The organism is Citrobacter telavivensis, assembly GCF_041807075.1.
Lineage (GTDB): Bacteria > Pseudomonadota > Gammaproteobacteria > Enterobacterales > Enterobacteriaceae > Citrobacter_A > Citrobacter_A telavivensis.
The window spans coordinates 2,036,299-2,062,281 of sequence record NZ_JBGUBF010000001.1 but is presented as its reverse complement, the minus strand read 5'-3'; the positions used below and the strand labels follow the sequence as shown (position 1 = coordinate 2,062,281).

The following is a 25,983-nucleotide window of genomic DNA, read 5'->3' as shown; positions in this document are numbered from 1 at the left end:
GTCTAATCCATTGAGGATAGCATGAGACGATTTCTGACGACGCTGATGATTTTGCTGGTCGTGCTGGTGGCCGGCTTCTCTGCGTTAGTATTGCTAGTCAATCCGAATGATTTTCGTGCCTATATGGTGCAACAGGTGGCCGCGCGCAGCGGTTATCAACTGCAACTGGACGGCCCACTGCGCTGGCACGTCTGGCCGCAGCTCAGCATCCTCTCCGGGCGCATGGTATTAACGGCGCAAGGGGCCAGTGAGCCTCTGATTCGCGCGGATAACATGCGGCTGGACGTCGCACTGTGGCCGCTGCTGAGCCACCAGCTCAGCGTCAAACAGGTGATGCTCAAAGGCGCGGTGATTCAGCTGACGCCGCAAACGGAAGCGGTACGCCGCGCAAACGCGCCGGTGGCGCCGAGAGACAACACCTTGCCTGACGTCGCCGAAGATCGCGGCTGGTCGTTTGATGTTGCCAGTCTGCGCGTGGCGGACAGCGTGCTGGTCTTTCAGCATGAAAATGATGAACAGGTCACCGTTCGCGATATTCGTCTGGAGATGGAGCAGGATGCGCAGCATCGCGGTTCCTTCGAATTTTCCGGACGTGTGAATCGCGACCAGCGCGACCTTACCCTTGCCCTCAACGGAACCGTTGACGCCTCCGACTATCCACATAATTTAACCGCCGGTATTCAGCAGTTAAGCTGGCAATTGCAGGGCGCCGATCTGCCGAAACAGGGTATCCAGGGGCAGGGACAACTGCAGGCGCAGTGGCAGGAAGAGAAAAAAATGCTCACCTTCAGCCAGCTCAATGTGACGGCGAACGACAGTTCGCTAACCGGAAACGTGCAGGTGACGCTGAGTGAACAACCGGCGTGGCTCGTCAATCTGCAATTTACCCGATTGAATCTGGATAACCTGTTAGCCCCACCTGAGAACGCCAGCAGTACTAACGGTTCGGCGGAGCAAGGGGGCAGTCAGCCGCCGCTGGCGCGTCCGGTGATTTCAAGTCGTGTGGATGAACCTGCTTATCAGGGGCTGAAAGGCTTTAGTGCGGATATCGCGCTGAAAGCGGATACCGTTATCTGGCGTGGGATGAATTTTACCGACGTCAGTAGCCGCATGACAAATCAGTCCGACGTGCTGACGATTGCTGAACTGCAAGGCAAGCTCGACGGCGGAACGATATCGCTGCCGGGGACGCTGGATACGCGCGCGCAAACCCCGCAAGTGGTGTTCCAGCCGCGTCTGGACGAGGTCGAAATCGGCACGATCCTTAAGGCATTCAATTACCCGATAGCCCTGACCGGCAAGATGTCGCTGGCGGGTGATTTCTCCGGTGCGGATATCGATGCGCAGTCATTCCGCCATAGCTGGCAGGGGAAAGCCCATGTTGACATGCGCGACACGCGGATGGACGGCATGAACTTCCAGCAGTTGATTCAGCAGGCCGTAGAACGCAGCGGCGGCGATGTACAGTCGATGCAAAACTTCGATAACGCAACTCGTCTGGCGCGCTTTGTCACGGACCTGACGTTGGATAGCGGTAAGCTGATGCTGGATAACATGGAAGGGGAATCCACGATGCTGAGCCTGACGGGCCAGGGGACGCTCGACCTGGTCGGACAAACCTGTGATACGCAGTTTAACGTGCGGGTGCTGGACGGCTGGAAGGGCGAGGGCAAGCTGATCGATTTCCTGAAGGCAACCCCGGTTCCGCTGCGGGTCTACGGTAACTGGCAGGCGCTGAATTACAATCTGCAGGTTGATCAGCTACTGCGTAAGCATATGCAGGATGAAGCGAAGCGTCGCCTGAACGACTGGGCGGATCGCAATAAAGATTCCCGCAACGGCAAAGACGTGAAGAAGCTGCTGGATAAACTCTGATTCGGCAGGGCGTGTGTGCCGGATGGCGTCGCTGTGCGTCTTATCCGGCCTACAAACTGATTCGGCGGGAAATGCCGGATAGGGCTAGCGCTCATCCGGCATCGTTTAACGTTAAACCTCGTAATCCATCTCATCATTGTTGCGCAATGGAATTAACTGCACTTTCTGCACGCGATGGCTTTCTACCTGTAGCGTCTTGAGCAGATAATCGCCCACCTGAACCTCTTCCCCCGGCTTCGGCACGCGCTGCAATTCTTCCATCAGCAGGCCCGCAATAGTGTGGTATTCCCGTTTGTCATCGAGCGGCAGCGGGACATATTGCACCAGGTCCTCCAGCGGCATATGGCCGTTTGCGGTCCACGAGCCGTCCGGGTTTTTCTGGATGTCATGGCGGGCATCGATCTCTTGTGCCTCGTTCGGCAGATTACCGGCGATGGTTTCCGTGACGTCACTCAGCGTTACGATCCCTTCTACCGAACCAAATTCATCCACAACAAAGGCAAAGTGCGTCCGCGCGTTGCGGAACTGCTCCAGCGCCGGAAGCAGCGGCAGCGTCTCCGGGAACACCAGCGGCTGGCGAATCAATACCCGCAGGTTGAGCGGCTCACCGCGCAGCGACTGTTGCAGCAGATCAATAACGTGCACCACGCCGAGCAGATCTTCTTCATCATGACCGCCGGTCACCACCAGACGCGTGTGCTGGTTTTTTTCCAGCAGGGCGCGAATCTCCTCTTCCGGTGCGGTGAGGTCGATATGCTCGATGTCGTGACGCGAGGTCATAATACTGCTGACGGTACGCTGATTGAGGTTGAGTACGCGCTCAATCATCCGACGTTCCTGCGGGTTGAAAATCTGGCTGTCGTCATGGTCAACCAGCATCGAGGCGGTTTCCGCATCCAGTTCGGCTTCTTCTTTCTGCCCACTCAGCAGGCGCATTACCGCCTCGGTCGTACGCTGGCGCAGCGTGTGATTGGCCGACAGGAAACGACGGCGGTTGAAGATAGCCAACTGGTTCAGCGCTTCGATCATCACCGAGAAGCCAATTGCGGCGTACAGATACCCTTTCGGGATCCGGAAGCCGAAGCCTTCCGCTACCAGGCTGAAGCCGATCATCAGCAGGAAACTGAGACAGAGGATGACAATGGTCGGGTGGCTGTTCACAAAGCGGGTGAGTGACTTACTTGCCAGCAGCATCAGGCTGATGGCAATAATCACCGCCGCCATCATCACCGCCAGATGATCCACCATACCGACAGCCGTGATCACTGAGTCGAGCGAGAAGATGGCGTCCAGCACCACAATTTGCGCCACCACGCCCCAGAATTTCGCCCCTTTGCGCTGGGTGGGGTTGTCGCTGTCCTTCCCTTCGAGTCGTTCGTTCAGCTCCATCGTGGCTTTAAACAGCAAAAAGAAGCCACCAAACAGCATAATCAAATCGCGGGCGCTGAAGCTTAACCCCTGCACGCTAAACAGCGGTTTTGTCAGCGTGACCAGCCACGAGATCGATGCCAGCAGCAGTAGGCGCATCAGCATTGCCAGGATAAGCCCGGTGACGCGCGCACGGTCACGCTGCGCAGGTGGCAGTTTTTCTGCGAGGATGGCAATAAAGACTAAGTTATCAATGCCGAGGACTAATTCGATCACGACCAGCGTGACCAGTCCCGCCCAGATTGACGGATCGGCGATCCATTCCATAGTAAACGTAAAACCTTTCGTTATATGACAATTGTCACAATTCGATCATGGATAAAGCGGACGGAAAATGCAATGGCGAGAAGGGATTTCTCGCGTATTCATCTTACTGACTGTACTGAAAATAACCATAAAGTTTCTGTCGGGAATAATTAAAAAAGCTAAAAACTATTTAGGAAATATCGCAGGGTGAATTGAGGAAATAGATTCTGTCAACCTCAAGTAATTCCTAAAAACAGGTCAATATATCGCTTAATATTAATCTTAAAAACAGAGAATAGCAGGCTTGTTACCTTGCCTGCAATTACGTTAGCTGTAACAATTCTTCCAGCGTTAATGATGGAAGAGTAAATATATTAAGTTGGATCCCGTTTCATTAATGGCTGACATTCAGAATGCCTTACGTATTTCTCTGTTGCGGCAAATCACGAAATGACGAGGCTTGAAAAACATAACCTAATCAGTGTATTGGTAGCTAAAAAGCCAGGGGCGGTAGCGTGCCTGAACGCCTGATGACGAGTCTGCATTATTCTGTCAATAGCTTACGGATGAATTCAATTTTTTTAGGACTGATGCCAGTTAAATTTCTTTTCAATTAACTGCAATGTAAATGTGTACGGCGAAGTCGCTATTTAAATTGCACAGGATAATTACTCTGCCAAAGTGATAAATAATCAATGATGAAATCCAAAATGAAATTGATGCCATTATTGGTGTCGGTAACCTTGATAAGCGGTTGCACAGTACTTCCGGGCAGCAATATGTCTACGATGGGTAAAGACGTGATTAAACAGCAAGACGCTGATTTTGATCTCGACCGGATGGTGAATGTGTATCCACTCACTCCGCGACTGGTTGAACAATTACGTCCTCGCCCTAACGTCGCCCAACCGAATATGTCGCTGGACCAGGAACTCGCCAGCTATCAGTACCGCGTTGGCGCGGGGGATGTGCTGAGTGTGACCGTCTGGGATCACCCGGAACTCACCACGCCTGCTGGGCAATACCGTAGCTCCAGCGATACCGGCAACTGGGTTCAGCCCGATGGCACCATGTTTTATCCCTACATCGGCAAGGTTAGCGTGGTCGGAAAAACGTTGGCAGAAATTCGCAGTGATATTACCGGGCGCTTAGCGAAGTACATTGCTGACCCGCAGGTGGACGTTAATATCGCCGCTTTCCGTTCGCAAAAAGCTTACATCTCCGGGCAAGTGAATAAATCCGGACAGCAGGCGATCACCAACGTGCCGCTGACCGTGCTGGACGCGATTAACGCCGCCGGTGGCCTGACGGAAGTGGCCGACTGGCGCAACGTCGTGCTAACGCACGAGGGTAAAGAACAACGCATTTCACTGCAGGCGCTGATGCAAAACGGCGATCTCAGCCAGAACCGTCTGCTCTATCCGGGTGACATCCTCTATGTGCCGCGTAATGACGATCTGAAAGTGTTCGTGATGGGTGAAGTGAAAAAACAGAGCACACTCAAAATGGACTTCAGCGGCATGACGCTGACCGAAGCACTGGGTAATGCCGAAGGTATCGATATGACCACCTCCAACGCCAGCGGCATCTTCGTGATCCGTCCGCTGAAAGGCAAAGGCCCGGGCGGCAAGATTGCCAATATCTATCAGCTCGATATGTCTGATGCGACCTCTCTGGTCATGGCGACGGAATTCCGTCTACAACCGTATGACGTGGTGTATGTCACGACCGCACCGGTTGCGCGCTGGAACCGTCTGATCAATCAGTTGCTGCCGACCATCAGCGGTGTCCGTTACATGACGGATACGGCCAGCGACCTTCATAACTGGTAATCGTCATGTTTAACAAAATATTAGTGGTTTGCGTGGGGAACATTTGCCGTTCCCCAACGGCAGAGCGCCTGCTCAGACAGTATCACCCGCAGATTACAGTGGAATCCGCCGGTCTGGGGGCGCTGGTGGGAAAAGGCGCTGACGCCTCGGCGGTGAACGTCGCAGCCAGCCATGCACTTTCTCTCGAAGGGCACTGCGCGCGGCAGGTTACCGGACGACTGTGCCGGGACTATGACCTGATCCTGGCGATGGAAAAAAGGCATATCGCCTCTCTGCACGAAATGGCGCCCGAGATGCGCGGCAAGGTCATGCTTTTCGGTCACTGGGATAACGAGCGCGACATTCCCGACCCCTATCGCAAAAGCCGCGAGGCGTTTGAAGCGGTGTACGCATTACTTGAACGGTCTGCTCGCCAGTGGGCGCAGGCATTGAACGCAGAGCAGGTAAAATAATGACAGAAAAAGTAAAACAGTCTGCCGCTCCGGTAACGGGCAACGATGAGATTGATATCGGTCGCCTGGTGGGAACCGTCATTGAAGCACGCTGGTGGGTGCTGGGCATTACGGCGGTCTTTGCGCTATGCGCGGTGATTTACACGCTTTTCGCTACGCCTATCTACAGTGCAGATGCGCTGGTACAGATTGAACAAAACACCGGCAACTCACTGGTGCAAGATATTGGCTCTGCGTTATCCAATAAACCGCCGGCCTCCGAAGCGGAAATTCAATTGATCCAGTCGCGTCTGGTATTAGGCAAAACGGTAGACGATCTGGATCTGGATATTTCGGTTACTAAGAACACTTTCCCGCTGTTTGGTGCGGGCTGGGAACGGCTGATGGGGCGCCAGAATGAATCGGCGAAAGTCACCACCTTTACCCTGCCGAAAGGGATGAACGAACAGACCTTCACCCTGAAAGTACTGAACGATAAACGTTATGAGCTGTACAGCGACGGTGGTTTCAGCGCGCACGGACAGACTGGTCAGACGCTAAGTAAAGACGGCGTCACGATGGTGGTCAGTGAAATTCACGCCCGCCCGGATACCGAATTTACCGTCACCAAATTCTCCACTCTGGGGATGATCAATAATCTGCAAAATAACCTGACGGTGACGGAAAACGGCAAGGATACCGGGGTGCTTAGCCTGAGCTTTACCGGTGAGGATCGTGAACAGATCCGTGACATCCTCAACAGCATTACCCGCAACTATCTGGAACAGAACGTTGAGCGCAAATCGGAAGAGGCGGCGAAAAGCCTGGCCTTCCTGGCGAAACAGTTGCCGGAGGTGCGAAACCATCTGGACGTGGCGGAAAATAAACTCAATGCCTTCCGTCAGGATAAAGACTCCGTCGACTTACCGCTGGAGGCCAAAGCGGTGCTGGACTCGATGGTTAACATCGACGCGCAGCTCAACGAACTGACCTTTAAAGAAGCAGAAATTTCCAAGCTCTTCACCAAAGCACACCCGGCGTACCGCACGCTGTTGGAAAAACGTCAGGCGCTGGAAGATGAAAAAGCCAAACTGAACGGACGTGTGACGGCGATGCCGAAAACGCAGCAGGAGATTGTGCGTCTGACGCGTGATGTAGAGTCCGGCCAGCAGGTTTACATGCAGTTGCTGAACAAACAGCAGGAGCTGAAGATAACCGAGGCCAGCACCGTGGGGGACGTGCGGATCGTTGACCCGGCCATTGCTCAGCCCGGCGTGTTGAAACCAAAGAAAGCGCTGATCGTTCTCGGTAGCATCATCCTGGGCCTGATGCTTTCCATTGTGGGCGTGCTGCTGCGTTCACTGCTCAACCGCGGTATCGAAAGCCCGCAGGTGCTGGAAGAGAATGGCATCAGCGTGTACGCCAGCATTCCGCTATCGGAATGGCAGAAAGCGCGGGATAACGTCAAGACCGTGAAGGGCGTCAAACGTTACAAACAGAGTCAACTGCTGGCGGTGGGCAACCCGACCGATCTGGCGATCGAAGCGGTGCGCAGCCTGCGTACCAGCCTCCACTTCGCCATGATGCAGGCGCAAAACAATGTACTGATGCTCACCGGGGTCAGCCCGTCCATCGGGAAAACCTTTGTCTGCGCCAACCTTGCAGCGGTGATCAGCCAGACCAACAAGCGTGTGCTGCTGATCGACTGCGATATGCGCAAGGGCTATACCCACGAACTGCTCGGTACCAACAACGTCAACGGCCTGTCTGAGATTCTGGTCGGCAAAGGGGATATTGCCTCCTGTGCGAAACCCACGTCCATTGCCAACTTTGACCTCGTACCGCGTGGTCAGGTGCCGCCAAATCCGTCTGAACTGCTCATGAGCGATCGCTTAGGCGAGCTGTTGCGCTGGGCGAGCAGCCACTACGATCTGGTGCTTATAGATACCCCGCCCATCCTGGCCGTCACCGATGCCGCGATTGTCGGACGCCATGCCGGTACGACGCTGATGGTCGCCCGCTATGCCGTCAACACCCTGAAAGAGGTGGAAACCAGTCTGGGCCGCTTTGAGCAAAACGGCATTCAGGTGAAAGGGGTGATCCTCAACTCTATCTTCCGTCGCGCCACCGGGTACCAGGACTACGGGTACTACGAGTACGAATATAAATCAGACACAAAATAATAAATCGTGAGTGGCCTGCTCATTGAGTAGGCCTGATAAGCAAAGCGTCATCAGGCATCGCTGCCGGATGACGGCGTAAACGCCTTATCCGGCCTACACGTTCGGCCCTCCGGCAATATTTCCTGGGAAATGAAGATGAAAACAGACAAGCCATTGATTTCCATTTATATGCCAACCTGGAACCGGCAACAGCTTGCCATTCGGGCGATTAAATCGGTACTGCGCCAGGATTATCCCCACTGGGAGATGATCATTGTTGATGATTGCTCCTCCTCCTATGAGCAGCTACAACAGTTTGTTGAGGGATTAAACGACCCCCGCGTGCGTTACACCCATAATGAGATCAACTCTGGCGCCTGCGCGGTGCGTAATCAGGCCATCGTCCAGGCGCAGGGGCATTACATCACCGGAATTGATGATGATGACGAGTGGACACCAAACCGCCTGAGCGTGTTCCTTGCGCACAAGCATCAGCTGGTGACCCACGCATTTTTATACGCCAACGATTATGTCTGCGAAGGCGAGGTTTATTCTCAGCCGGCGAGCCTGCCGCTGTATCCGAAATCCCCTTACTCGCGTCACTTGTTCTACAAGCGCAACATCATTGGTAATCAGGTCTTTACGTGGGCGTGGCGTTTCAAAGAGTGCCTGTTCGATACCGAACTGAAGGCCGCGCAGGATTACGACATTTTTCTGCGAATGGTGGTGGAGTACGGCGAGCCGTGGAAGGTGGAGGAGGCGACGCAAATCCTGCACATCAATCATGGCGAAATGCAAATCACTTCGTCGCCGAAGAAGTTCTCCGGCTACTTCCATTTTTACCGCAAGCACAAAGACAAATTCGACCGCGCCAGCAAGAAATATCAGCTGTTTACGCTCTACCAGATCCGCAACAAGCGCATGACCTGGCGCACGCTGCTGACGCTGTTCTCACTGCGCAACGGCAAGCGTCTGGCGGATGGACTGCGAGGACGATAAGCATGCTGGAGGATATCCGCGCGAACAGCTGGAGTCTGCGTCCGTGCTGCATGGTGCTGGCCTACCGGGTGGCCCATTTCTGCTCCGTCTGGCGCAAAAAAAACGGGCTGAACAATCTGTGGGCAGCGCCGGTGCTGGTGCTGTATCGGCTGATGACCGAATGCCTGTTCGGTTATGAAATTCAGGCGGCGGCCACCATCGGACGGCGCTTCACCATTCATCACGGTTACGCCGTGGTGATCAACAAAAACGTGGTGGCCGGTGATGATTTTACGGTTCGTCATGGCGTCACTATCGGCAATCGTGGAGCAGACAGCCTGGCCTGTCCGGTGATTGGCAACGGCGTGGAGCTGGGGGCCAACGTTATCCTGTTGGGTGACATTCGCATTGGTAATAACGTGACCATTGGCGCAGGCAGCGTGGTGCTCGACAGCATCCCGGACAATGCGCTGGTGGTAGGTGAGAAGGCCCGGGTTAAGGTAATTAAATGAACATTCTGCAATTTAATGTGCGACTGGCGGAAGGCGGTGCGGCTGGAGTGGCATTAGATCTGCATCAGCGTGCGCTGCAAAAAGGGTTGGCTTCGCAATTTATCTACGGCTACGGCAAGGGTGGGAAGAAGAGCGTCAGCCATAGTCACTATTCCCATGTCATCAAACAGACACCACGTTTAACGTCGGTAGCCAATATCGCCCTGTTTCGTCTGTTCAATCGCGATCTGTTTGGCAATCTGAACAATCTCTACCGTACCGTGACCCGCACACCGGGTCCGCTGGTGCTGCACTTTCACGTTCTGCACAGCTACTGGCTGAATCTGGCTGACGTGGTGGCGTTCTGCGAAAAGGTGAAAAACCACAAGCCGGACGTGACGCTGGTCTGGACGCTGCACGATCACTGGAGTGTGACCGGGCGTTGCGCCTTTACCGACGGCTGCGAGGGGTGGAAATCCGGCTGTCAGAAATGCCCGACGCTGAATAATTACCCGCCGGTGAAGGTTGACCGTGCGCATGCGCTGGTCGACGGAAAACGTCAATTGTTCCGCCAGATGCTGGCGCTGGGCTGTCAGTTTATCTCTCCGAGCCAACACGTTGCCGACGCGTTTAACGGTCTGTACGGCGCGGGGCGTTGTCGCATTATTAATAACGGTATCGATGTGGCGACCGAAGCGATTCTGGCGGAGTTGTCCCCGGTCAATGAGACCCGGGGAAAACCGAAAATTGCGATTGTTGCTCATGACCTGCGCTACGACGGTAAAACCAATCAGCGTCTGGTGCGCGACATGATGGCACTGGGTGATAAGGTTGAGCTGCATACCTTTGGCAAATTCTCGCCGTTTGACGGGGCGAACGTGGTGAATCATGGCTTCGAAACCGACAAGCGCAAGCTGATGAGCGCGCTCAACCAGATGGACGCGCTGGTGTTCAGCTCCCGCGTGGACAATTACCCGCTGATTTTATGTGAGGCGTTGTCGATAGGCGTGCCGGTAGTCGCTACCCACAGCGACGCGGCGCAAGAAGTGCTGCATAAGTCGGGCGGAAAAACGTTTGCGGCTGAAGAGGTGCTACAACTGGTGCAGATGGATAAAGCCGGGATCGCGCAGACCGTTTTTGGCACCTCGCTCAGCGCGTTTCGCGAGCGCAGTCGTGCGGCATACAGTGGTCAACAGATGCTGGAGGAATATGTCTCGTTCTATCAGAATCTGTAGCTATCTGCTGCTGCCGCTGATCTACCTGCTGGTCAACGTCAAAATTGCCCAACTGGGCGAAAGCTTCCCCATCACCATTGTCACTTTTTTACCCGTTTTATTGCTGCTGTTCGTTGAGCGCATCAGCATTAAAAAGCTGATGATTGCGTTAGGGATTGGGGCAGGGCTTACGGCGTTTAACTATCTGTTCGGTCAGTCGCTGGACGCCAGCAAGTATGTCACGTCGACGATGCTGTTTGTCTATATCGTGATCATTATCGGCATGGTCTGGAGCATACGTTTCAAAACCATTTCCCCGCATAACTACCGTAAGATCCTGCGTTTTTTCTATCTGGTGGTGGCGCTGGTGGTGATATTGGCCGCGGCGGAAATGGCGCAAATTATCCTGACCGGCAGCAGCAGCTTGATGGAAGGCATTTCGAAGTATCTAATTTACAGTAATAGCTATGTACTGAATTTTATTAAATTTGGCGGCAAGCGAACCACCGCGCTCTATTTCGAACCGGCATTTTTTGCTCTGGCGTTAATCTCAATTTGGCTCAGTATCAAACAGTTTGGTATCAAAACGCCTAAAACCGATGCTATGATTCTGGCAGGGATAATATTATCAGGATCGTTTTCAGGGGTAATGACATTTATCCTGTTTTACCTGCTGGAATGGGCGTTTCAGTATCTGAATAAGGATGCGATAAAGAAAAAATTACCGCTGGCGATAATCTCATTAACCGTATTTTTAGTAGGGGTGATATTTGCATTCCCTTATATCTCTACGCGTCTGGGAGATTTAGGCACGGAAGGGTCGTCCTCTTATTATCGCATTGTGGGCCCGTTAGTCATGGTCGGTTATTCTTTAACCCATATTGATGGCGTAGTCAGATTTGGCTCACTTTATGAATATGTCGCATCATTCGGAATCTTTAACGGTGCAGATGTCGGGAAAACAATAGACAATGGTTTGTATCTGCTGATTATTTATTTTTCCTGGTTCGCGGTGTTAATGACGCTGTGGTACATGTGGAAAATCTTTAAAATGACGTTAAACGCATTTGGCGATAATCAGAATTTTCGGGTGCAACTTTATCTTTTTACGCCGGTGTCGCTGTTTTTTACCGGTTCAATATTTAGCCCGGAATATGCATTTTTAATTGTTTGTCCGTTTATTTTGCGCAAAGCGCTGAATATTACAAAAGTATGATGAGGTTAATCCTATGCTGCTCAGTGTTATCACCGTCGCGTTTCGCAATCTGGACGGCATCGCCAAAACCCATGCGTCTCTGGCGCATCTGGCGAAGGCGAGTGACATCAGCTTTGAGTGGATCGTGGTGGATGGCGGCTCAAATGATGGTACAGAGGAATTTCTGGAAAACCTCAGTGGTCACTATCACTTACGCTTTGTCAGCGAACCGGATAACGGCATCTATGATGCGATGAACAAGGGCATTGAAATGGCGCGTGGAAAGTTCGCGCTGTTCCTCAATTCCGGCGATATTTTCCATCCGGATGTTACCCACGTTGTCCGTCAGCTCAAGACACAAAAAGATGACGTGATGATTACCGGCGACGCGCTGCTTGATTTTGGCGATGGTCATAAAACGAAACGTAGCGCGAAACCCGGTTGGTATATTTATCACAGCCTGCCGGCAAGTCATCAGGCCATCTTTTTCCCGCTGGCAGGACTGAAAGTCTGGCGCTATGACCTGCAATATAAAGTGTCATCGGATTATGCGCTGGCCGCCAGATTGTATAAAGAAGGCTATGACTTTAAAAAACTGGACGGGCTGGTGTCTGAATTTTCAATGGGCGGCGTGTCAACGACGAATAATCTGGAATTATGCGAAGACGCGAAAAAAGTTCAGCGTCAGATATTACGCGTGCCGGGTTTTTGGGCTGAATTATCGAAACTATTACGTTTACGTACAACGGGTAAAACGAAAGCCTTATATAACAAAGTTTAAAATATAAGGATGCAATATGCAGGATCTGAGTGGTTTCACCGTACCCAAAGGATTCCGGGGCGGTAATGCAATCAAAGTCCAGTTGTGGTGGGCGGTACAGGCGACATTATTTTCCTGGTCGCCACAAGTGTTGTATCGCTGGCGCGCTTTTTTGCTCCGACTCTTTGGCGCAAAAATAGGAAAAAACGTAGTCATTCGACCGTCAGTGAAAATTACCTATCCGTGGAAATTAACCATTGGCGATTATGCCTGGGTGGGGGATGACGTTAATTTATATACGCTTGGCGATATTACAATTGGCGCCCATGCGGTGGTTTCGCAGAAAAGTTATTTGTGTACCGGCAGTCACGATCACGCAAGTGCGCATTTTGATATTAATGCCACCCCGATTGTGATTGGCGAGAAATGCTGGCTGGCAACGGATGTGTTCGTGGCACCAGGCGTCACGATAGGCGATGGCACCGTCGTCGGTGCGCGCAGCAGTGTTTTTAAATCGCTACCGGCAAATACGATTTGCCGTGGCAATCCCGCAGTGGCAACGCGTGAACGCGTTACAACGTTACACCCTAATGGGATCAATTAAGAGGTAATAAAATGTCAAAAGTCGCTCTCATCACCGGTGTAACCGGGCAGGACGGTTCTTACCTGGCAGAACTTCTGCTGGAAAAAGGTTATGAGGTTCACGGTATTAAGCGTCGGGCTTCTTCATTTAACACCGAGCGCGTCGATCACATCTATCAGGATCCGCATGCGGGCAACCCGAAATTCCATCTGCACTACGGTGACCTGACGGATTCCTCTAACCTGACGCGCATCTTGCAAGAAGTGCAGCCGGATGAGGTCTACAACCTGGGGGCCATGAGCCACGTGGCGGTCTCCTTCGAATCACCGGAATACACGGCCGATGTCGATGCGATGGGCACGCTGCGCCTGCTGGAAGCCATCCGCTTCCTCGGCCTTGAGAAGAAAACCCGTTTCTATCAGGCATCGACCTCCGAACTGTACGGCCTGGTACAGGAAATCCCGCAGAAAGAGACCACGCCGTTCTATCCGCGCTCGCCGTACGCGGTTGCCAAACTTTACGCCTACTGGATAACCGTCAACTACCGTGAATCCTACGGTATCTACGCCTGTAACGGCATTCTGTTTAACCACGAATCGCCGCGTCGTGGCGAAACCTTCGTCACCCGTAAAATCACTCGCGCGATTGCTAACATCGCTCAGGGTCTGGAGTCCTGCCTGTACCTCGGCAACATGGATTCCCTGCGTGACTGGGGCCATGCGAAAGACTACGTCAAAATGCAATGGATGATGCTGCAACAGGAACAGCCAGAAGATTTCGTGATCGCCACCGGCGTGCAGTACTCCGTACGTCAGTTCGTCGAAATGGCGGCGGCTCAACTGGGGATCAAACTGCGCTTTGAAGGTGAAGGCGTGGAAGAGAAAGGGATTGTGGTTTCGGTCACCGGTCATGACGCGCCGGGCGTGAAACCGGGTGACATCATGGTCGCCGTTGATCCGCGCTATTTCCGTCCGGCGGAAGTGGAAACCCTGCTGGGCGACCCAACCAAAGCGCATGAGAAGCTGGGCTGGAAGCCGGAAATTACGTTGCAGGAGATGGTTTCCGAAATGGTCGCCAACGATCTGGAAGCGGCGAAGAAACACTCCCTGCTGAAGTCTCACGGCTACGAGGTTGCCATCGCGCTGGAGTCCTGAGAATGAGCAAACAACGTATCTTTATTGCCGGTCATCGCGGAATGGTGGGTTCCGCGATTGCCCGCCAGCTTGAACAACGCGGCGATGTGGAGCTGGTGCTGCGTACGCGTGATGAGCTGAACCTGCTGGACAGCCGCGCGGTGCAGGACTTCTTTGCCACTGAGCGGATCGATCAGGTTTATCTGGCGGCGGCAAAGGTAGGCGGCATTGTTGCTAATAACACGTATCCGGCCGATTTCATCTTTGAGAACATGATGATGGAAAGCAACATCATTCACGCCGCGCATCTGCACAACGTGAATAAGCTGCTGTTCCTCGGTTCATCCTGTATCTATCCCAAACTGGCGAAACAGCCGATGGCGGAAAGTGAACTGTTGCAGGGCACGCTGGAACCGACCAATGAGCCCTACGCCATTGCCAAGATTGCCGGTATCAAGCTGTGCGAGTCTTATAACCGCCAGTACGGGCGCGACTACCGTTCCGTGATGCCGACCAACCTGTACGGCCCGCATGACAATTTCCATCCGAGCAACTCGCATGTGATCCCGGCGCTGCTGCGTCGTTTCCATGAAGCGACCGTGCAGAGTGCGCCGGACGTGGTGGTGTGGGGAAGCGGGACGCCGATGCGTGAGTTCCTGCACGTCGATGATATGGCTGCTGCCAGCATCCACGTGATGGAACTGGACCGCGAAGTCTGGCAGGAGAACACCCAGCCGATGCTGTCGCACATTAACGTCGGCACGGGCGTGGACTGCACCATTCGCGAACTGGCGCAGACCATCGCGCAGGTAGTGGGCTATAAAGGCCGCGTGGTGTTTGACGCCACGAAGCCGGACGGTACGCCGCGAAAACTGCTGGATGTGACGCGTCTGCATCAACTGGGCTGGTATCACGAGATCTCACTGGAAGCCGGCCTTGCCAGCACGTATCAGTGGTTTCTTGAGAATCAGCATCGGTTCCGGGGGTAAACATGTTTTTACGTCAGGAAGATTTTGCCACCGTCGTGCGTTCCACGCCGCTTATCTCCATCGATTTGATCGTGGAAAACGCGCAGGGGGAATTTCTGCTGGGTAAACGACTGAACCGACCGGCACAGGGCTACTGGTTTGTGCCCGGTGGGCGGGTGCAAAAAGATGAGCCGCTGAGTGCGGCCTTCGAACGCCTGACCGAAGCCGAACTGGGGCAACGTTTACCGCTGTCCGCCGGGGAATTTTATGGCGTCTGGCAGCATTTCTATGACGATAACTTTTCCGGCGAAGACTTCTCGACGCATTACATCGTGCTCGGTTTCCGTCTGCGGCTGCAGGCGCGCGATTTGCCTCTGCCTGACGCGCAGCACAACGCTTACCGCTGGCTGACGCCTGCGGCACTGCTGGCGAGCGACAATGTCCATGACAACAGCCGGGCGTATTTTTTGCCGGAATGTCAGGCTAAGGCGCTGGGATTATGAGAATCCTCGTTTATGGCATCAACTACTCACCAGAACTGACCGGCATCGGCAAATACACCGGTGAAATGGTGGAGTGGATGGCGCGTGAAGGCCATGAAGTACGGGTTATTACCGCGCCGCCGTACTACCCACAATGGAAAGTGGGCGCGCGTTACTCTGCCTGGCGCTATCGCCGGGAAGAGGGCGACGCCACCGTCTGGCGCTGCCCGTTGTATGTGCCAAAGCAGCCGTCAACACTGAAACGATTACTGCATCTGGGCAGCTTTGCCCTCAGCAGCTTTTTCCCGCTGATGGCGCAGCGTCGCTGGAAGCCGGATCGCATTATTGGCGTGGTGCCCACACTGTTTTGTACGCCGGGGATGCGTCTGCTGGCAAAACTCTCCGGTGCCCGCACCTTGCTGCACATTCAGGATTACGAAGTCGATGCGATGCTGGGCCTCGGTCTGGCGGGCAACGGTAAAACCGGCAAAGTGGCGCAACTGGCGACCGCTTTCGAACGCAGCGGCCTGCATAACGTCGACAATGTTTCCACCATCTCCCGCTCAATGATGAATAAAGCGCAGGAGAAAGGGGTGGCGGCAGAGAAGGTGATCTTCTTCCCTAACTGGTCAGAAGTCTCCCGTTTTCAAAATGTTAATGATGACGACGTCATTACCCTGCGCCAACGGCTTGGTCTGCCGGATGACAAAAAAATCATTCTTTACTCCGGCAATATCGGCGAGAAGCAGGGGCTGGAAAACGTGATTATGGCGGCGGAACAACTGCGTGAGCAGCCGCTCATTTTTGCCATCGTCGGTCAGGGGGGCGGTAAAGCGCGCCTGGAAAAAATGGCTCGCGATCGCGGTCTGCACAACGTGCTTTTTTCCCCGTTGCAGCCGTACGAGGCGCTGCCTGCGCTATTGAAGATGGGCGATTGCCATCTGGTCGTGCAAAAACGCGGGGCGGCGGATGCCGTTCTGCCCTCCAAACTGACCAATATTCTGGCGGTGGGCGGCAATGCGGTGATTACCGCAGAACCGGAGACGGAACTCGGCCAGCTTTGCGACAACTTTACAGGCATTGCGGTGTGCGTTGAGCCGGAATCGGTCGATGCGCTGGTGGCTGGGATCGCTCAGGCGCTCGCTATGCCAAAAAACAACACGGTGGCACGTGAATATGCCGAACGCACGCTCGATAAAGAGAACGTGTTACGTCAATTTATTACTGATATTCGGGATTAAATTATGGGTCAGACAACACTCTATCCGGTCGTGATGGCCGGTGGCTCCGGTAGCCGCTTATGGCCGCTTTCCCGCGTACTTTATCCCAAGCAGTTCCTGTGCCTGAAAGGCGATCTCACCATGCTGCAAACGACCATTTGTCGTCTGAACGGCGTGGAGTGCGAAAGCCCGGTCGTGATCTGCAACGAGCAGCACCGTTTTATCGTCGCTGAGCAGTTGCGCCAGCTCAACAAACTGACTGAGAACATTATTCTCGAACCGGCAGGTCGCAATACCGCGCCGGCCATTGCCTTAGCGGCGCTGGCGGCAAAGCGCCACAGTCCGGACAGCGACCCGCTGATGCTGGTGCTGGCGGCAGATCATGTCATTGCCAATGAAGACGCTTTCCGTGATGCGGTGCGAAACGCAATGCCGTACGCCGAAGCCGGAAAGCTGGTCACATTTGGTATCGTTCCGGATCTGCCGGAAACCGGCTACGGCTATATCCGTCGCGGCAATGTTACGCCCGGTGAGGAAGATGCCGTGGCGTTTGACGTTGCGCAGTTTGTGGAAAAACCGAATCTGGAAACGGCTCAGGCTTATGTTGCCAGCGGCGATTACTACTGGAACAGTGGGATGTTCCTGTTCCGCGCCGGACGCTATCTGGAAGAGCTGAAAAAATACCGTCCCGATATTCTGGAAGCCTGCGAAAACGCGATGAGCGCGGTCGATCCGGATCTCGATTTCATCCGCGTGGATGAAGCCTCATTCCTGGCCTGCCCGGAAGAATCCGTCGATTACGCGGTGATGGAACGTACGGCGGATGCGGTGGTGATGCCCATGGACGCGGGCTGGAGCGATGTCGGCTCCTGGTCTTCGCTGTGGGAAATCAGCGCCCATACCGCCGAGGGGAACGTCCACCACGGCGACGTTATCAGCCATAAAACCCAGAACAGTTACGTTTATGCCGAATCGGGTCTGGTGACGACCGTCGGCGTTAAAGATCTGGTGGTGGTGCAGACCAAAGATGCGGTACTGATCGCCGACCGTAATGCGGTACAGGACGTGAAAAAAGTGGTTGAACAAATCAAAGCCGATGGCCGCCATGAGCACCATATTCACCGCGAAGTGTACCGTCCGTGGGGGAAATATGACTCCATCGACGCCGGTGACCGCTATCAGGTCAAACGCATTACCGTGAAACCGGGGGAGGGGCTGTCGGTGCAGATGCACCATCACCGCGCTGAACACTGGGTGGTAGTGGCCGGTACTGCCAAAGTCACCATTGACGGTGATATCAAACTGCTCGGTGAAAACGAGTCTGTCTACATTCCGCTGGGAGCCACCCACTGTCTGGAAAACCCAGGGAAAATTCCGCTCGATCTGATTGAAGTGCGCTCGGGTTCTTACCTCGAAGAGGATGACGTGGTGCGGTTTCAGGATCGCTACGGCCGGGTGTAACGCCTTTATTGCGCCCGGTGGCGCTGTGCTTACCGGGCCTACGATTCTGTAGCGTGTAGGCCTGATAAGACGCGAAGCGTCGCCATCAGGCAATGACCGCTGGATGGCGCGTTGCTTATCCGGCCTACGACGCGCGCCGGGCCACTACCCGGCAAAAACAACAAAACACTTTTTTGGCCAACTACGGGTCAGGGCTAACTGTTGCCTGAATAAGGGTAAAAACATGACGAATTTAACCTGTTTCAAAGCCTACGATATTCGCGGCAGGCTCGGCGAAGAACTGAATGAAGAGATTGCGTGGCGGATTGGTCGCGCGTACGGCGAGTTTCTCAAGCCGAAAACCATTGTGCTGGGCGGCGACGTGCGCCTGACCAGCGAGGCGCTGAAGCTGGCGCTGGCGAAAGGGTTACAGGACGCGGGCGTTGACGTGCTGGACATCGGCCTGTCGGGGACCGAAGAGATCTATTTCGCCACCTTCCACCTCGGCGTGGATGGCGGGATTGAAGTGACCGCCAGCCATAACCCGATGGACTACAACGGGATGAAACTGGTGCGCGAAGGCGCACGCCCCATCAGCGGCGATACCGGTCTGCGCGACGTGCAGCGCCTGGCGGAAGCCAATGATTTTCCGCCGGTGAACGATGCGACGCGCGGAAGCTATAAGCAAATCACGCTGCGTGACGCCTATATCGACCACCTGTTCGGCTACATCAACGTCAAAAACCTCACGCCGCTGAAGCTGGTCATTAACTCCGGTAACGGCGCGGCAGGCCCGGTGGTGGATGCCATCGAAGCGCGCTTTAAGGCGCAGGGCGTGCCGGTGGAATTGATCAAAGTGCACAACATTCCTGACGGCAATTTCCCGAACGGGATTCCTAACCCGTTGCTGCCGGAGTGTCGCGCCGACACCCGTAATGCGGTGGTTGAACATGGTGCCGATATGGGCATCGCGTTTGACGGCGATTTCGACCGCTGCTTCCTGTTCGACGAGAAAGGGCAGTTTATCGAGGGCTACTACATTGTCGGCCTGCTGGCGGAAGCGTTCCTCGAAAAACAACCGGGTGCCAGAATTATCCACGACCCGCGTCTGTCCTGGAACACGGTGGATGTGGTAACGGCGGCGGGCGGCACGCCGGTGATGTCGAAAACCGGCCATGCCTTCATCAAGGAACGGATGCGCCGCGAAGACGCCATCTACGGTGGAGAAATGAGCGCCCACCACTATTTCCGTGATTTTGCCTACTGCGACAGCGGGATGATCCCGTGGCTGCTGGTGGCGGAACTGGTGTGTCTGAAGGGGCAGTCGCTGGGTGAACTGGTACGAGACCGGATGGCGGCGTTCCCGGCGAGTGGTGAAATCAACAGCACGCTGGACGAACCGGCGGCAGCGATTTCGCGGGTGGAACAGCACTTCGCCGGTGAGGCGCTGGCGGTGGACAGAACGGACGGCATCAGCATGTCGTTCGTCGACTGGCGCTTCAACCTGCGCTCCTCCAACACCGAACCGGTGGTGCGCCTGAACGTGGAGTCTCGCGGGGATATCCCGCTGATGGAAGCGCGAACGCGCACTCTGCTTACGTTACTGAATCAGTAAGGTCAGATCTCCCCTTACTCGTTAACGGGTAAGGGGGGCTAATAACAGGAACAACGATGACAAATCTAAAAAAGCGCGAACGGGCCAAAACCAATGCATCGTTAATCTCTATGGTGCAACGCTTTTCAGATATCACCATCATGTTTGGCGGGCTGTGGGTCGTCTGCAAAGTCAGTGGATTGCCTTTCCTGTATATGCACCTGTTGGTGGCGCTGATCACGTTGGTTGTTTTTCAGATGCTGGGCGGCATAACCGATTTCTATCGCTCATGGCGCGGCGTCAAAATTTTCACAGAACTAACCCTTCTGCTGCAAAACTGGACGCTTAGCCTCGTCTTTACTGCCGGTCTGGTCGCGTTTAACGCCGATTTCGATAACCGTCTCGCCATCTGGCTGGCGTGGTATCTGCTGACCAGCGTCGGGCTGGTCTTCTGTCGGTCGTTTATCCGCTACGGTGCGGGCTGGCTGCGTCATCGTGGCTATAACACGCGCCGGGTGGCGGTCGCGGGCGATCTGCCTGCCGGACAGTCGCTGCTCGACAGCTTTCGCAATGAACCGTGGCTGGGCTTTGAAGTGGTCGGCGTCTATCACGACCCGAAACCGGGTGGCGTAACGTCCGACTGGGCAGGGAACCTGGAACAGCTGGTTGAAGATGCCAAAGCGTCGCGGATTCATAACGTCTATATCGCCATGTCGATGTGCGACGGCGCGCGGGTGAAAAAACTGGTGCGCGAACTGGCGGATACCACCTGTTCGGTGATCCTCATTCCGGACGTGTTTACCTTTAACATTCTGCATTCCCGTATCGAAGAGGTGAGCGGCGTGCCGGTGGTGCCACTGTATGACACGCCGCTGTCGGGTATTAACCGTCTGCTTAAGCGTGCGGAAGATATTGTGCTGGCATCGCTGATTCTGCTGCTGATCTCCCCGGTGCTGTGCTGCATTGCGCTGGCAGTGAAGCTGAGTTCGCCGGGGCCGATTATCTTTCGTCAGACCCGCTATGGCATGGACGGTAAACCAATCAAAGTGTGGAAGTTTCGCTCGATGAAGGTGATGGAAAACGACAAGGTCGTTACGCAGGCGACGCAGAACGATCCGCGCGTCACCCGCGTGGGTAACTTCCTGCGTCGTACCTCGCTGGATGAACTGCCGCAGTTTATCAATGTGCTGACCGGCGGGATGTCCATCGTCGGGCCGCGCCCGCACGCGGTGGCGCATAACGAACAGTATCGTCAGCTGATTGAAGGCTACATGCTGCGCCATAAGGTCAAGCCGGGGATCACCGGCTGGGCGCAAATCAACGGCTGGCGCGGTGAGACCGACACGCTGGAGAAAATGGAAAAACGCGTGGAGTACGATCTGGAGTACATCCGCGAGTGGAGCGTGTGGTTCGACATCAAGATCGTTTTTCTGACGGTGTTCAAAGGCTTTGTCAACAAAGCGGCGTACTGAGGAACGGTTATGAGCTTACGTGAAAAAACCATCAGCGGTGCGAAGTGGTCGGCTATCGCCACGGTGATCATCATCAGTCTGGGGCTTATCCAGATGACGGTGCTGGCGCGGATCGTCGATAACCACCAGTTCGGCCTGCTGACCGTATCGCTGGTGATCATTGCGCTGGCCGATACGCTGTCTGACTTCGGTATTGCCAACTCCATTATTCAGCGCAAGGAGATAAGCCATCTTGAACTGACCACGCTGTACTGGCTGAACGTTGGGCTGGGGATTGTTGTCTGTGTGGCGGTCTTCCTGCTTAGTGATGTGATTGGCAATGTGCTGCATAACCCGGATCTGGCGCCGTTGATTAAAACGTTGTCGCTGGCGTTCGTGGCGATCCCGCACGGACAGCAGTTTCGCGCACTGATGCAGAAGGAACTGGAGTTCAACAAGATTGGGATGATTGAAACCAGCTCCGTGCTGGCGGGCTTTACGTTTACCGTCATCAGCGCCCATTTCTGGCCGCTGGCGATGACCGCCATTCTTGGCTACCTGGTCAACAGCGCGGTACGCACGCTGCTGTTTGGCTACTTTGGTCGCAAGATCTACCGTCCGGGCCTGCACTTTTCGCTGGCGTCCGTTTCGTCGAATTTGCGCTTTGGCGCGTGGCTGACGGCGGACAGCATTATCAACTACGTCAATACCAACCTTTCCACGCTGGTACTGGCGCGCATTCTCGGGGCCGGTGTCGCGGGGGGCTATAACCTGGCGTACAACGTAGCGGTGGTGCCGCCGATGAAGCTCAACCCGATCATCACCCGCGTGCTGTTTCCTGCATTTGCCAAAATTCAGGACGACACGCAGAAGCTGCGCGTGAACTTTTACAAGCTGCTTTCCGTGGTGGGGATCATTAACTTCCCGGCGCTGCTCGGCCTGATGGTGGTTGCCAATAACGTCGTGCCGCTGGTCTTTGGTGAAAAGTGGAACAGCATCATTCCCGTGCTGCAACTGCTGTGCGTGGTGGGGCTGCTGCGCTCGGTCGGCAATCCGATTGGTTCGCTGTTGATGGCGAAAGCGCGCGTGGACATCAGCTTTAAATTCAATGTTTTTAAAACGTTCCTGTTCATCCCGGCGATTATTGTTGGCGGGCACATGGCGGGCGCCATCGGCGTGACGCTGGGCTTCCTGCTGGTGCAAATCATCAACACCATTCTGAGCTACTTCGTGATGATCAAACCGGTGCTGGGTTCCAGCTATCGTCAGTACATCCTGAGCCTGTGGCTGCCGTTGTATCTCTCACTGCCAACGCTGGCGGTGAGTTATGGGCTGGGCATTGCGCTACAGGGGCATCTGTCACTGGGCGTGCTGTTGGCGACACAGATTACCGCCGGTGTCCTGGCGTTCGCGGTGATGATCGTGCTCTCGCGCCACCCGCTGGTGGTGGAGATGAAGCGCCAGTTTTGCCGCAGCGAAAAAATGAAAGCCCTGCTTCGCGCAGGTTGAACCTTACCGCCGCCATCCGGCAAAACCATGCCTGATGACGCTGCGCTTATCAGGCCTACGGGGCGCATGGCGCTTCGGTTATCGGACCGGGAAATAACGCTGTAGGCCGGATAAGGCGATAGCCGCCATCCGGCAAAACCATGCCTGATGACGCTGCGCTTATCAGGCCTACGGGGCGCATGGCGCTTCGGTTCTCGGACCGGGAAATAACGCTGTAGGCCGGATAAGGCGATAGCCGCCATCCGGCAAACCATGCCTGATGACGCAGCGCTTATCAGGCTCACGGGGCGCATGGCGCTTCGGTTATCGGACCGGCAAATAACGCTGTAGGCCGGATAAGGCGACCGCCGCCATCCGGCAAACCATGACTGATGACGCTGCGCTTATCAGGCCTACAGGGCGCATGGCGCTTCGGTTATCGGACCGGCAAATAACGCTGTAGGCCGGATAAGGCGACCGCCGCCATCCGGCAACGATTTTACGAGGGTGAAATGAAATTACTGATTCTGGGCAACCATACCTGCGGCAACCGTGGCGATAGCGCGATTCTGCGCGGCCTGCTGGACGCCATTAACCGCCTCGAACCTGACGCGGAAGTGGACGTCATGAGCCGCTACCCGGTGAGTTCGTCCTGGCTTTTGAATCGTCCGGTGATGGGCGATCCGCTTTTTTTACAGATGAAACAGCACAACAGCGCGGCTGGCGTGGTGGGGCGGGTGAAAAAAGTCCTCCGCCGTCGCTACCAGCACCAGGTGCTGCTTTCCCGCGTTACCGATACCGGCAAGCTGCGAAATATCGCGATTGCCCAGGGCTTTACCGACTTCGTGCGTCTGCTCTCGGGCTATGATGCCATCATCCAGGTGGGCGGTTCGTTCTTCGTCGATCTGTACGGCGTCCCACAGTTTGAACACGCGCTGTGTACCTTTATGGCGAAAAAACCGCTGTACATGGTAGGCCACAGCGTGGGGCCGTTCCAGGATCCTCAGTTCAACCAGTTGGCTAATTACGTTTTCGGTCACTGTGACGCGCTGATCCTGCGCGAATCCGTCAGTCTGGAACTAATGAAACGCAGTGAAATCACCACGGACAACGTTGAACACGGCGTGGATACCGCGTGGCTGGTGGATCATCACGAGGCGGACTTTGAACCGGGGTATGCCGTTCAGCACTGGCTGACGGTGGCGGCGCAGCAGAAGACGGTGGCGATCACCCTGCGTGAACTGGCTCCGTTTGATAAACGTCTGGGCACCACTCAGCAGGCTTATGAGAAGGCCTTCGCTGGCGTGGTAAACCGCATTCTGGATGAGGGGTATCAGGTTATCGCGCTGTCCACCTGTACCGGCATCGACAGCTATAACAAAGACGATCGCATGGTGGCGCTGAATCTGCGCCAGCACGTCAGCGATCCGGCGCGCTACCACGTGGTGATGGATGAACTGAACGACCTTGAGATGGGCAAGATCCTTGGCGCATGCGACCTGACGGTTGGTACGCGCCTGCACTCCGCGATTATCTCGATGAACTTCGCAACGCCTGCGATTGCCATTAACTACGAACACAAATCGGCAGGCATCATGCAGCAGTTGGGGATGCCGGAGATGGCGATAGATATTCGTCACCTGCTGGATGGCAGTCTGCAAGCGATGGTGGCGGATACGCTGGGACAATTACCGCGGATCAATGAGCGTCTTGCACAGGCGGTGCGTCGCGAACGCGAGCAGGGATACCGCATGGTGGAATCGGTGTTAACACGCATCGGGGAGGGGAAATGAAGGTCAGCTTCTTTTTACTGAAATTTCCGCTGTCGTCGGAAACCTTCGTCCTCAATCAAATTACCGCATTTATCGATATGGGCTTTGACGTTGAGATTGTCGCCCTACAGAAAGGCGATACGCAAAATACACATGCCGCCTGGGAAAAATATGGTCTGGCGGCCAGAACTCGCTGGTTGCAGGATGAACCGCAGGGACGCCTGGCAAAACTGCGCTCTCGGGCAATAAAAACGCTGCCGGGGTTGCACCGGGCGGCAACGTGGAAATCACTTAACTTCACCCGCTATGGCGACGAGTCGCGTAATCTGATCCTCTCGTCAATCTGTGCGCAGGTGAGTAAACCGCTGCGTGCGGATGTCTTTATCGCTCACTTCGGTCCGGCAGGCGTGACGGCGGCGAAGCTGCGCGAGCTGGGGGTCATTCAGGGCAAGATTGCAACGATTTTCCACGGCATCGATATTTCCAGTCGGGACGTCCTTAATCATTACACGCCGGAGTACCAGCAACTGTTCCGCCGTGGCGACCTGATGCTGCCGATTAGCGATCTCTGGGCTGGACGGCTGAGAAGCATGGGCTGTCCTCCCGAGAAGATTGCCGTTTCGCGAATGGGCGTGGATATGACGCGCTTTACGCACCGACCGGTGAAAGCACCCGGCACGCCGCTGGAGATTATCTCTGTTGCACGACTGACCGAGAAAAAAGGGCTGCATGTGGCGATAGAGGCTTGTCGCCAGTTGAAGGAGCAGGGCGTGGCGTTTCGCTATCGCATTCTGGGCATGGGCCCCTGGGAGCGACGGTTGCGCACGCTGATTGAGCAGTATCAGCTTGACGATGTGATTGATATGCCGGGCTTTAAGCCCAGCCATGAAGTGAAAACGATGCTGGATAACGCGGATGTCTTTCTTCTGCCGTCGATCACCGGTGCGGATGGCGACATGGAAGGGATCCCGGTGGCGCTGATGGAAGCGATGGCGGTGGGGATCCCGGTGGTCTCTACCGTTCACAGCGGGATCCCGGAACTTGTGGATGCCGGAAAGTCTGGTTGGCTGGTGCCGGAAAACGATGCCCGGGCGCTGGCGCAACAGCTCGCCTCGTTCAGCCAATTTGACCGCCGTACGCTGGAACCCATTATTCAGCGCGCGCGTGAAAAAGTTGAACATGATTTTAATCAGCAGGTGATCAATCGTCAGTTGGCCTGCCTGCTGCAAACGATGTAAAC

General features: G+C 54.9%; 21 protein-coding genes. 20 read left to right on the top strand and 1 reads right to left on the bottom strand.

Annotated features, from left to right (window positions below; genetic code table 11):
• Window positions 1-21: 21 nt before the first annotated feature.
• Window positions 22-1,875, top strand: coding sequence for an outer membrane assembly protein AsmA (gene asmA, locus ACERJC_RS09900; protein ID WP_373671564.1), 1,854 nt, complete (start codon window positions 22-24; stop codon window positions 1,873-1,875).
• Window positions 1,876-1,986: 111 nt separating this feature from the next.
• Here the strand turns inward: asmA and ACERJC_RS09895 are convergent, their stop codons facing one another.
• The gene (locus ACERJC_RS09895) at window positions 1,987-3,570 is read right to left on the bottom strand and encodes a TerC family protein (protein WP_152403680.1); all 1,584 of its coding nucleotides are present in this window, start codon (window positions 3,568-3,570) and stop codon (window positions 1,987-1,989) included.
• 674 nt (window positions 3,571-4,244) lie between these two features.
• Here ACERJC_RS09895 and ACERJC_RS09890 point away from each other — a divergent pair.
• The 19 genes from ACERJC_RS09890 to wcaL all read left to right on the top strand — a co-directional run bounded on the left by ACERJC_RS09890 (window position 4,245) and on the right by wcaL (window position 25,981).
• Window positions 4,245-5,381 (top strand): polysaccharide export protein, encoded by a 1,137-nt coding sequence (locus tag ACERJC_RS09890; protein WP_152403681.1) that lies wholly within the window; start codon window positions 4,245-4,247, stop codon window positions 5,379-5,381.
• 5 nt (window positions 5,382-5,386) lie between these two features.
• A complete protein-coding gene (gene wzb, locus ACERJC_RS09885) occupies window positions 5,387-5,833 on the top strand; it encodes a low molecular weight protein-tyrosine-phosphatase Wzb (protein WP_152403683.1) in 447 nt (148 codons plus the stop codon).
• Window positions 5,833-7,995 carry a tyrosine-protein kinase Wzc gene (gene wzc / locus ACERJC_RS09880; protein WP_373671563.1) on the top strand — a complete coding sequence of 721 codons (2,163 nt, stop codon included), beginning with the start codon at window positions 5,833-5,835 and terminating at the stop codon, window positions 7,993-7,995. The genes wzb and wzc overlap by 1 nt, the downstream gene beginning before the upstream one ends.
• A gap of 135 nt (window positions 7,996-8,130) precedes the next feature.
• Window positions 8,131-8,973, top strand: coding sequence for a colanic acid biosynthesis glycosyltransferase WcaA (gene wcaA, locus ACERJC_RS09875; protein ID WP_152403687.1), 843 nt, complete (start codon window positions 8,131-8,133; stop codon window positions 8,971-8,973).
• A 2-nt stretch (window positions 8,974-8,975) separates the two neighbouring features.
• Entirely contained in the window at window positions 8,976-9,464 is a 489-nt protein-coding gene (gene wcaB / locus ACERJC_RS09870) for a colanic acid biosynthesis acetyltransferase WcaB (protein ID WP_286633632.1), read from the top strand.
• Window positions 9,461-10,678, top strand: coding sequence for a colanic acid biosynthesis glycosyltransferase WcaC (gene wcaC / locus ACERJC_RS09865; RefSeq protein ID WP_152403692.1), 1,218 nt, complete (start codon window positions 9,461-9,463; stop codon window positions 10,676-10,678). Before wcaB ends, wcaC begins: the two co-directional genes overlap by 4 nt.
• Window positions 10,653-11,873, top strand: a complete 1,221-nt coding sequence (wcaD, locus tag ACERJC_RS09860; RefSeq protein WP_373671562.1) for a colanic acid polymerase WcaD — start codon at window positions 10,653-10,655, stop codon at window positions 11,871-11,873. The genes wcaC and wcaD overlap by 26 nt, the downstream gene beginning before the upstream one ends.
• A gap of 13 nt (window positions 11,874-11,886) precedes the next feature.
• A complete protein-coding gene (wcaE, locus tag ACERJC_RS09855; protein WP_373671561.1) occupies window positions 11,887-12,633 on the top strand; it encodes a colanic acid biosynthesis glycosyltransferase WcaE in 747 nt (248 codons plus the stop codon).
• 16 nt (window positions 12,634-12,649) lie between these two features.
• Complete coding sequence (gene wcaF, locus ACERJC_RS09850; RefSeq protein WP_373671560.1) at window positions 12,650-13,216, top strand: colanic acid biosynthesis acetyltransferase WcaF; 567 nt, start codon at window positions 12,650-12,652, stop codon at window positions 13,214-13,216.
• An 11-nt stretch (window positions 13,217-13,227) separates the two neighbouring features.
• On the top strand, window positions 13,228-14,349 hold the full coding sequence (gene gmd, locus ACERJC_RS09845) for a GDP-mannose 4,6-dehydratase (RefSeq protein ID WP_152403701.1): 1,122 nt from the start codon (window positions 13,228-13,230) through the stop codon (window positions 14,347-14,349).
• A gap of 2 nt (window positions 14,350-14,351) precedes the next feature.
• On the top strand, window positions 14,352-15,317 hold the full coding sequence (gene fcl / locus ACERJC_RS09840; protein ID WP_373671559.1) for a GDP-L-fucose synthase: 966 nt from the start codon (window positions 14,352-14,354) through the stop codon (window positions 15,315-15,317).
• A gap of 2 nt (window positions 15,318-15,319) precedes the next feature.
• A complete protein-coding gene (locus ACERJC_RS09835) occupies window positions 15,320-15,799 on the top strand; it encodes a GDP-mannose mannosyl hydrolase (RefSeq protein ID WP_373671558.1) in 480 nt (159 codons plus the stop codon).
• A complete protein-coding gene (wcaI, locus tag ACERJC_RS09830; protein WP_373671557.1) occupies window positions 15,796-17,019 on the top strand; it encodes a colanic acid biosynthesis fucosyltransferase WcaI in 1,224 nt (407 codons plus the stop codon). The genes ACERJC_RS09835 and wcaI overlap by 4 nt, the downstream gene beginning before the upstream one ends.
• A 3-nt stretch (window positions 17,020-17,022) precedes the next feature.
• Entirely contained in the window at window positions 17,023-18,459 is a 1,437-nt protein-coding gene (gene cpsB / locus ACERJC_RS09825; protein ID WP_373671556.1) for a mannose-1-phosphate guanyltransferase, read from the top strand.
• Between the two features lie 223 nt (window positions 18,460-18,682).
• Window positions 18,683-20,053, top strand: a complete 1,371-nt coding sequence (cpsG, locus tag ACERJC_RS09820) for a colanic acid biosynthesis phosphomannomutase CpsG (protein ID WP_286633627.1) — start codon at window positions 18,683-18,685, stop codon at window positions 20,051-20,053.
• A 56-nt stretch (window positions 20,054-20,109) separates the two neighbouring features.
• Window positions 20,110-21,504: an undecaprenyl-phosphate glucose phosphotransferase gene (gene wcaJ, locus ACERJC_RS09815; RefSeq protein ID WP_152403713.1), complete on the top strand. Its 1,395-nt coding sequence runs from the start codon at window positions 20,110-20,112 to the stop codon at window positions 21,502-21,504.
• A 9-nt stretch (window positions 21,505-21,513) separates the two neighbouring features.
• A complete protein-coding gene (wzxC, locus tag ACERJC_RS09810) occupies window positions 21,514-22,992 on the top strand; it encodes a colanic acid undecaprenyl disphosphate flippase WzxC (RefSeq protein WP_373671555.1) in 1,479 nt (492 codons plus the stop codon).
• Between the two features lie 491 nt (window positions 22,993-23,483).
• The gene (gene wcaK, locus ACERJC_RS09805; protein ID WP_373671554.1) at window positions 23,484-24,764 is read left to right on the top strand and encodes a colanic acid biosynthesis pyruvyl transferase WcaK; all 1,281 of its coding nucleotides are present in this window, start codon (window positions 23,484-23,486) and stop codon (window positions 24,762-24,764) included.
• Window positions 24,761-25,981, top strand: coding sequence for a colanic acid biosynthesis glycosyltransferase WcaL (gene wcaL, locus ACERJC_RS09800; RefSeq protein WP_286633624.1), 1,221 nt, complete (start codon window positions 24,761-24,763; stop codon window positions 25,979-25,981). The genes wcaK and wcaL overlap by 4 nt, the downstream gene beginning before the upstream one ends.
• Window positions 25,982-25,983 lie beyond the last annotated feature (2 nt).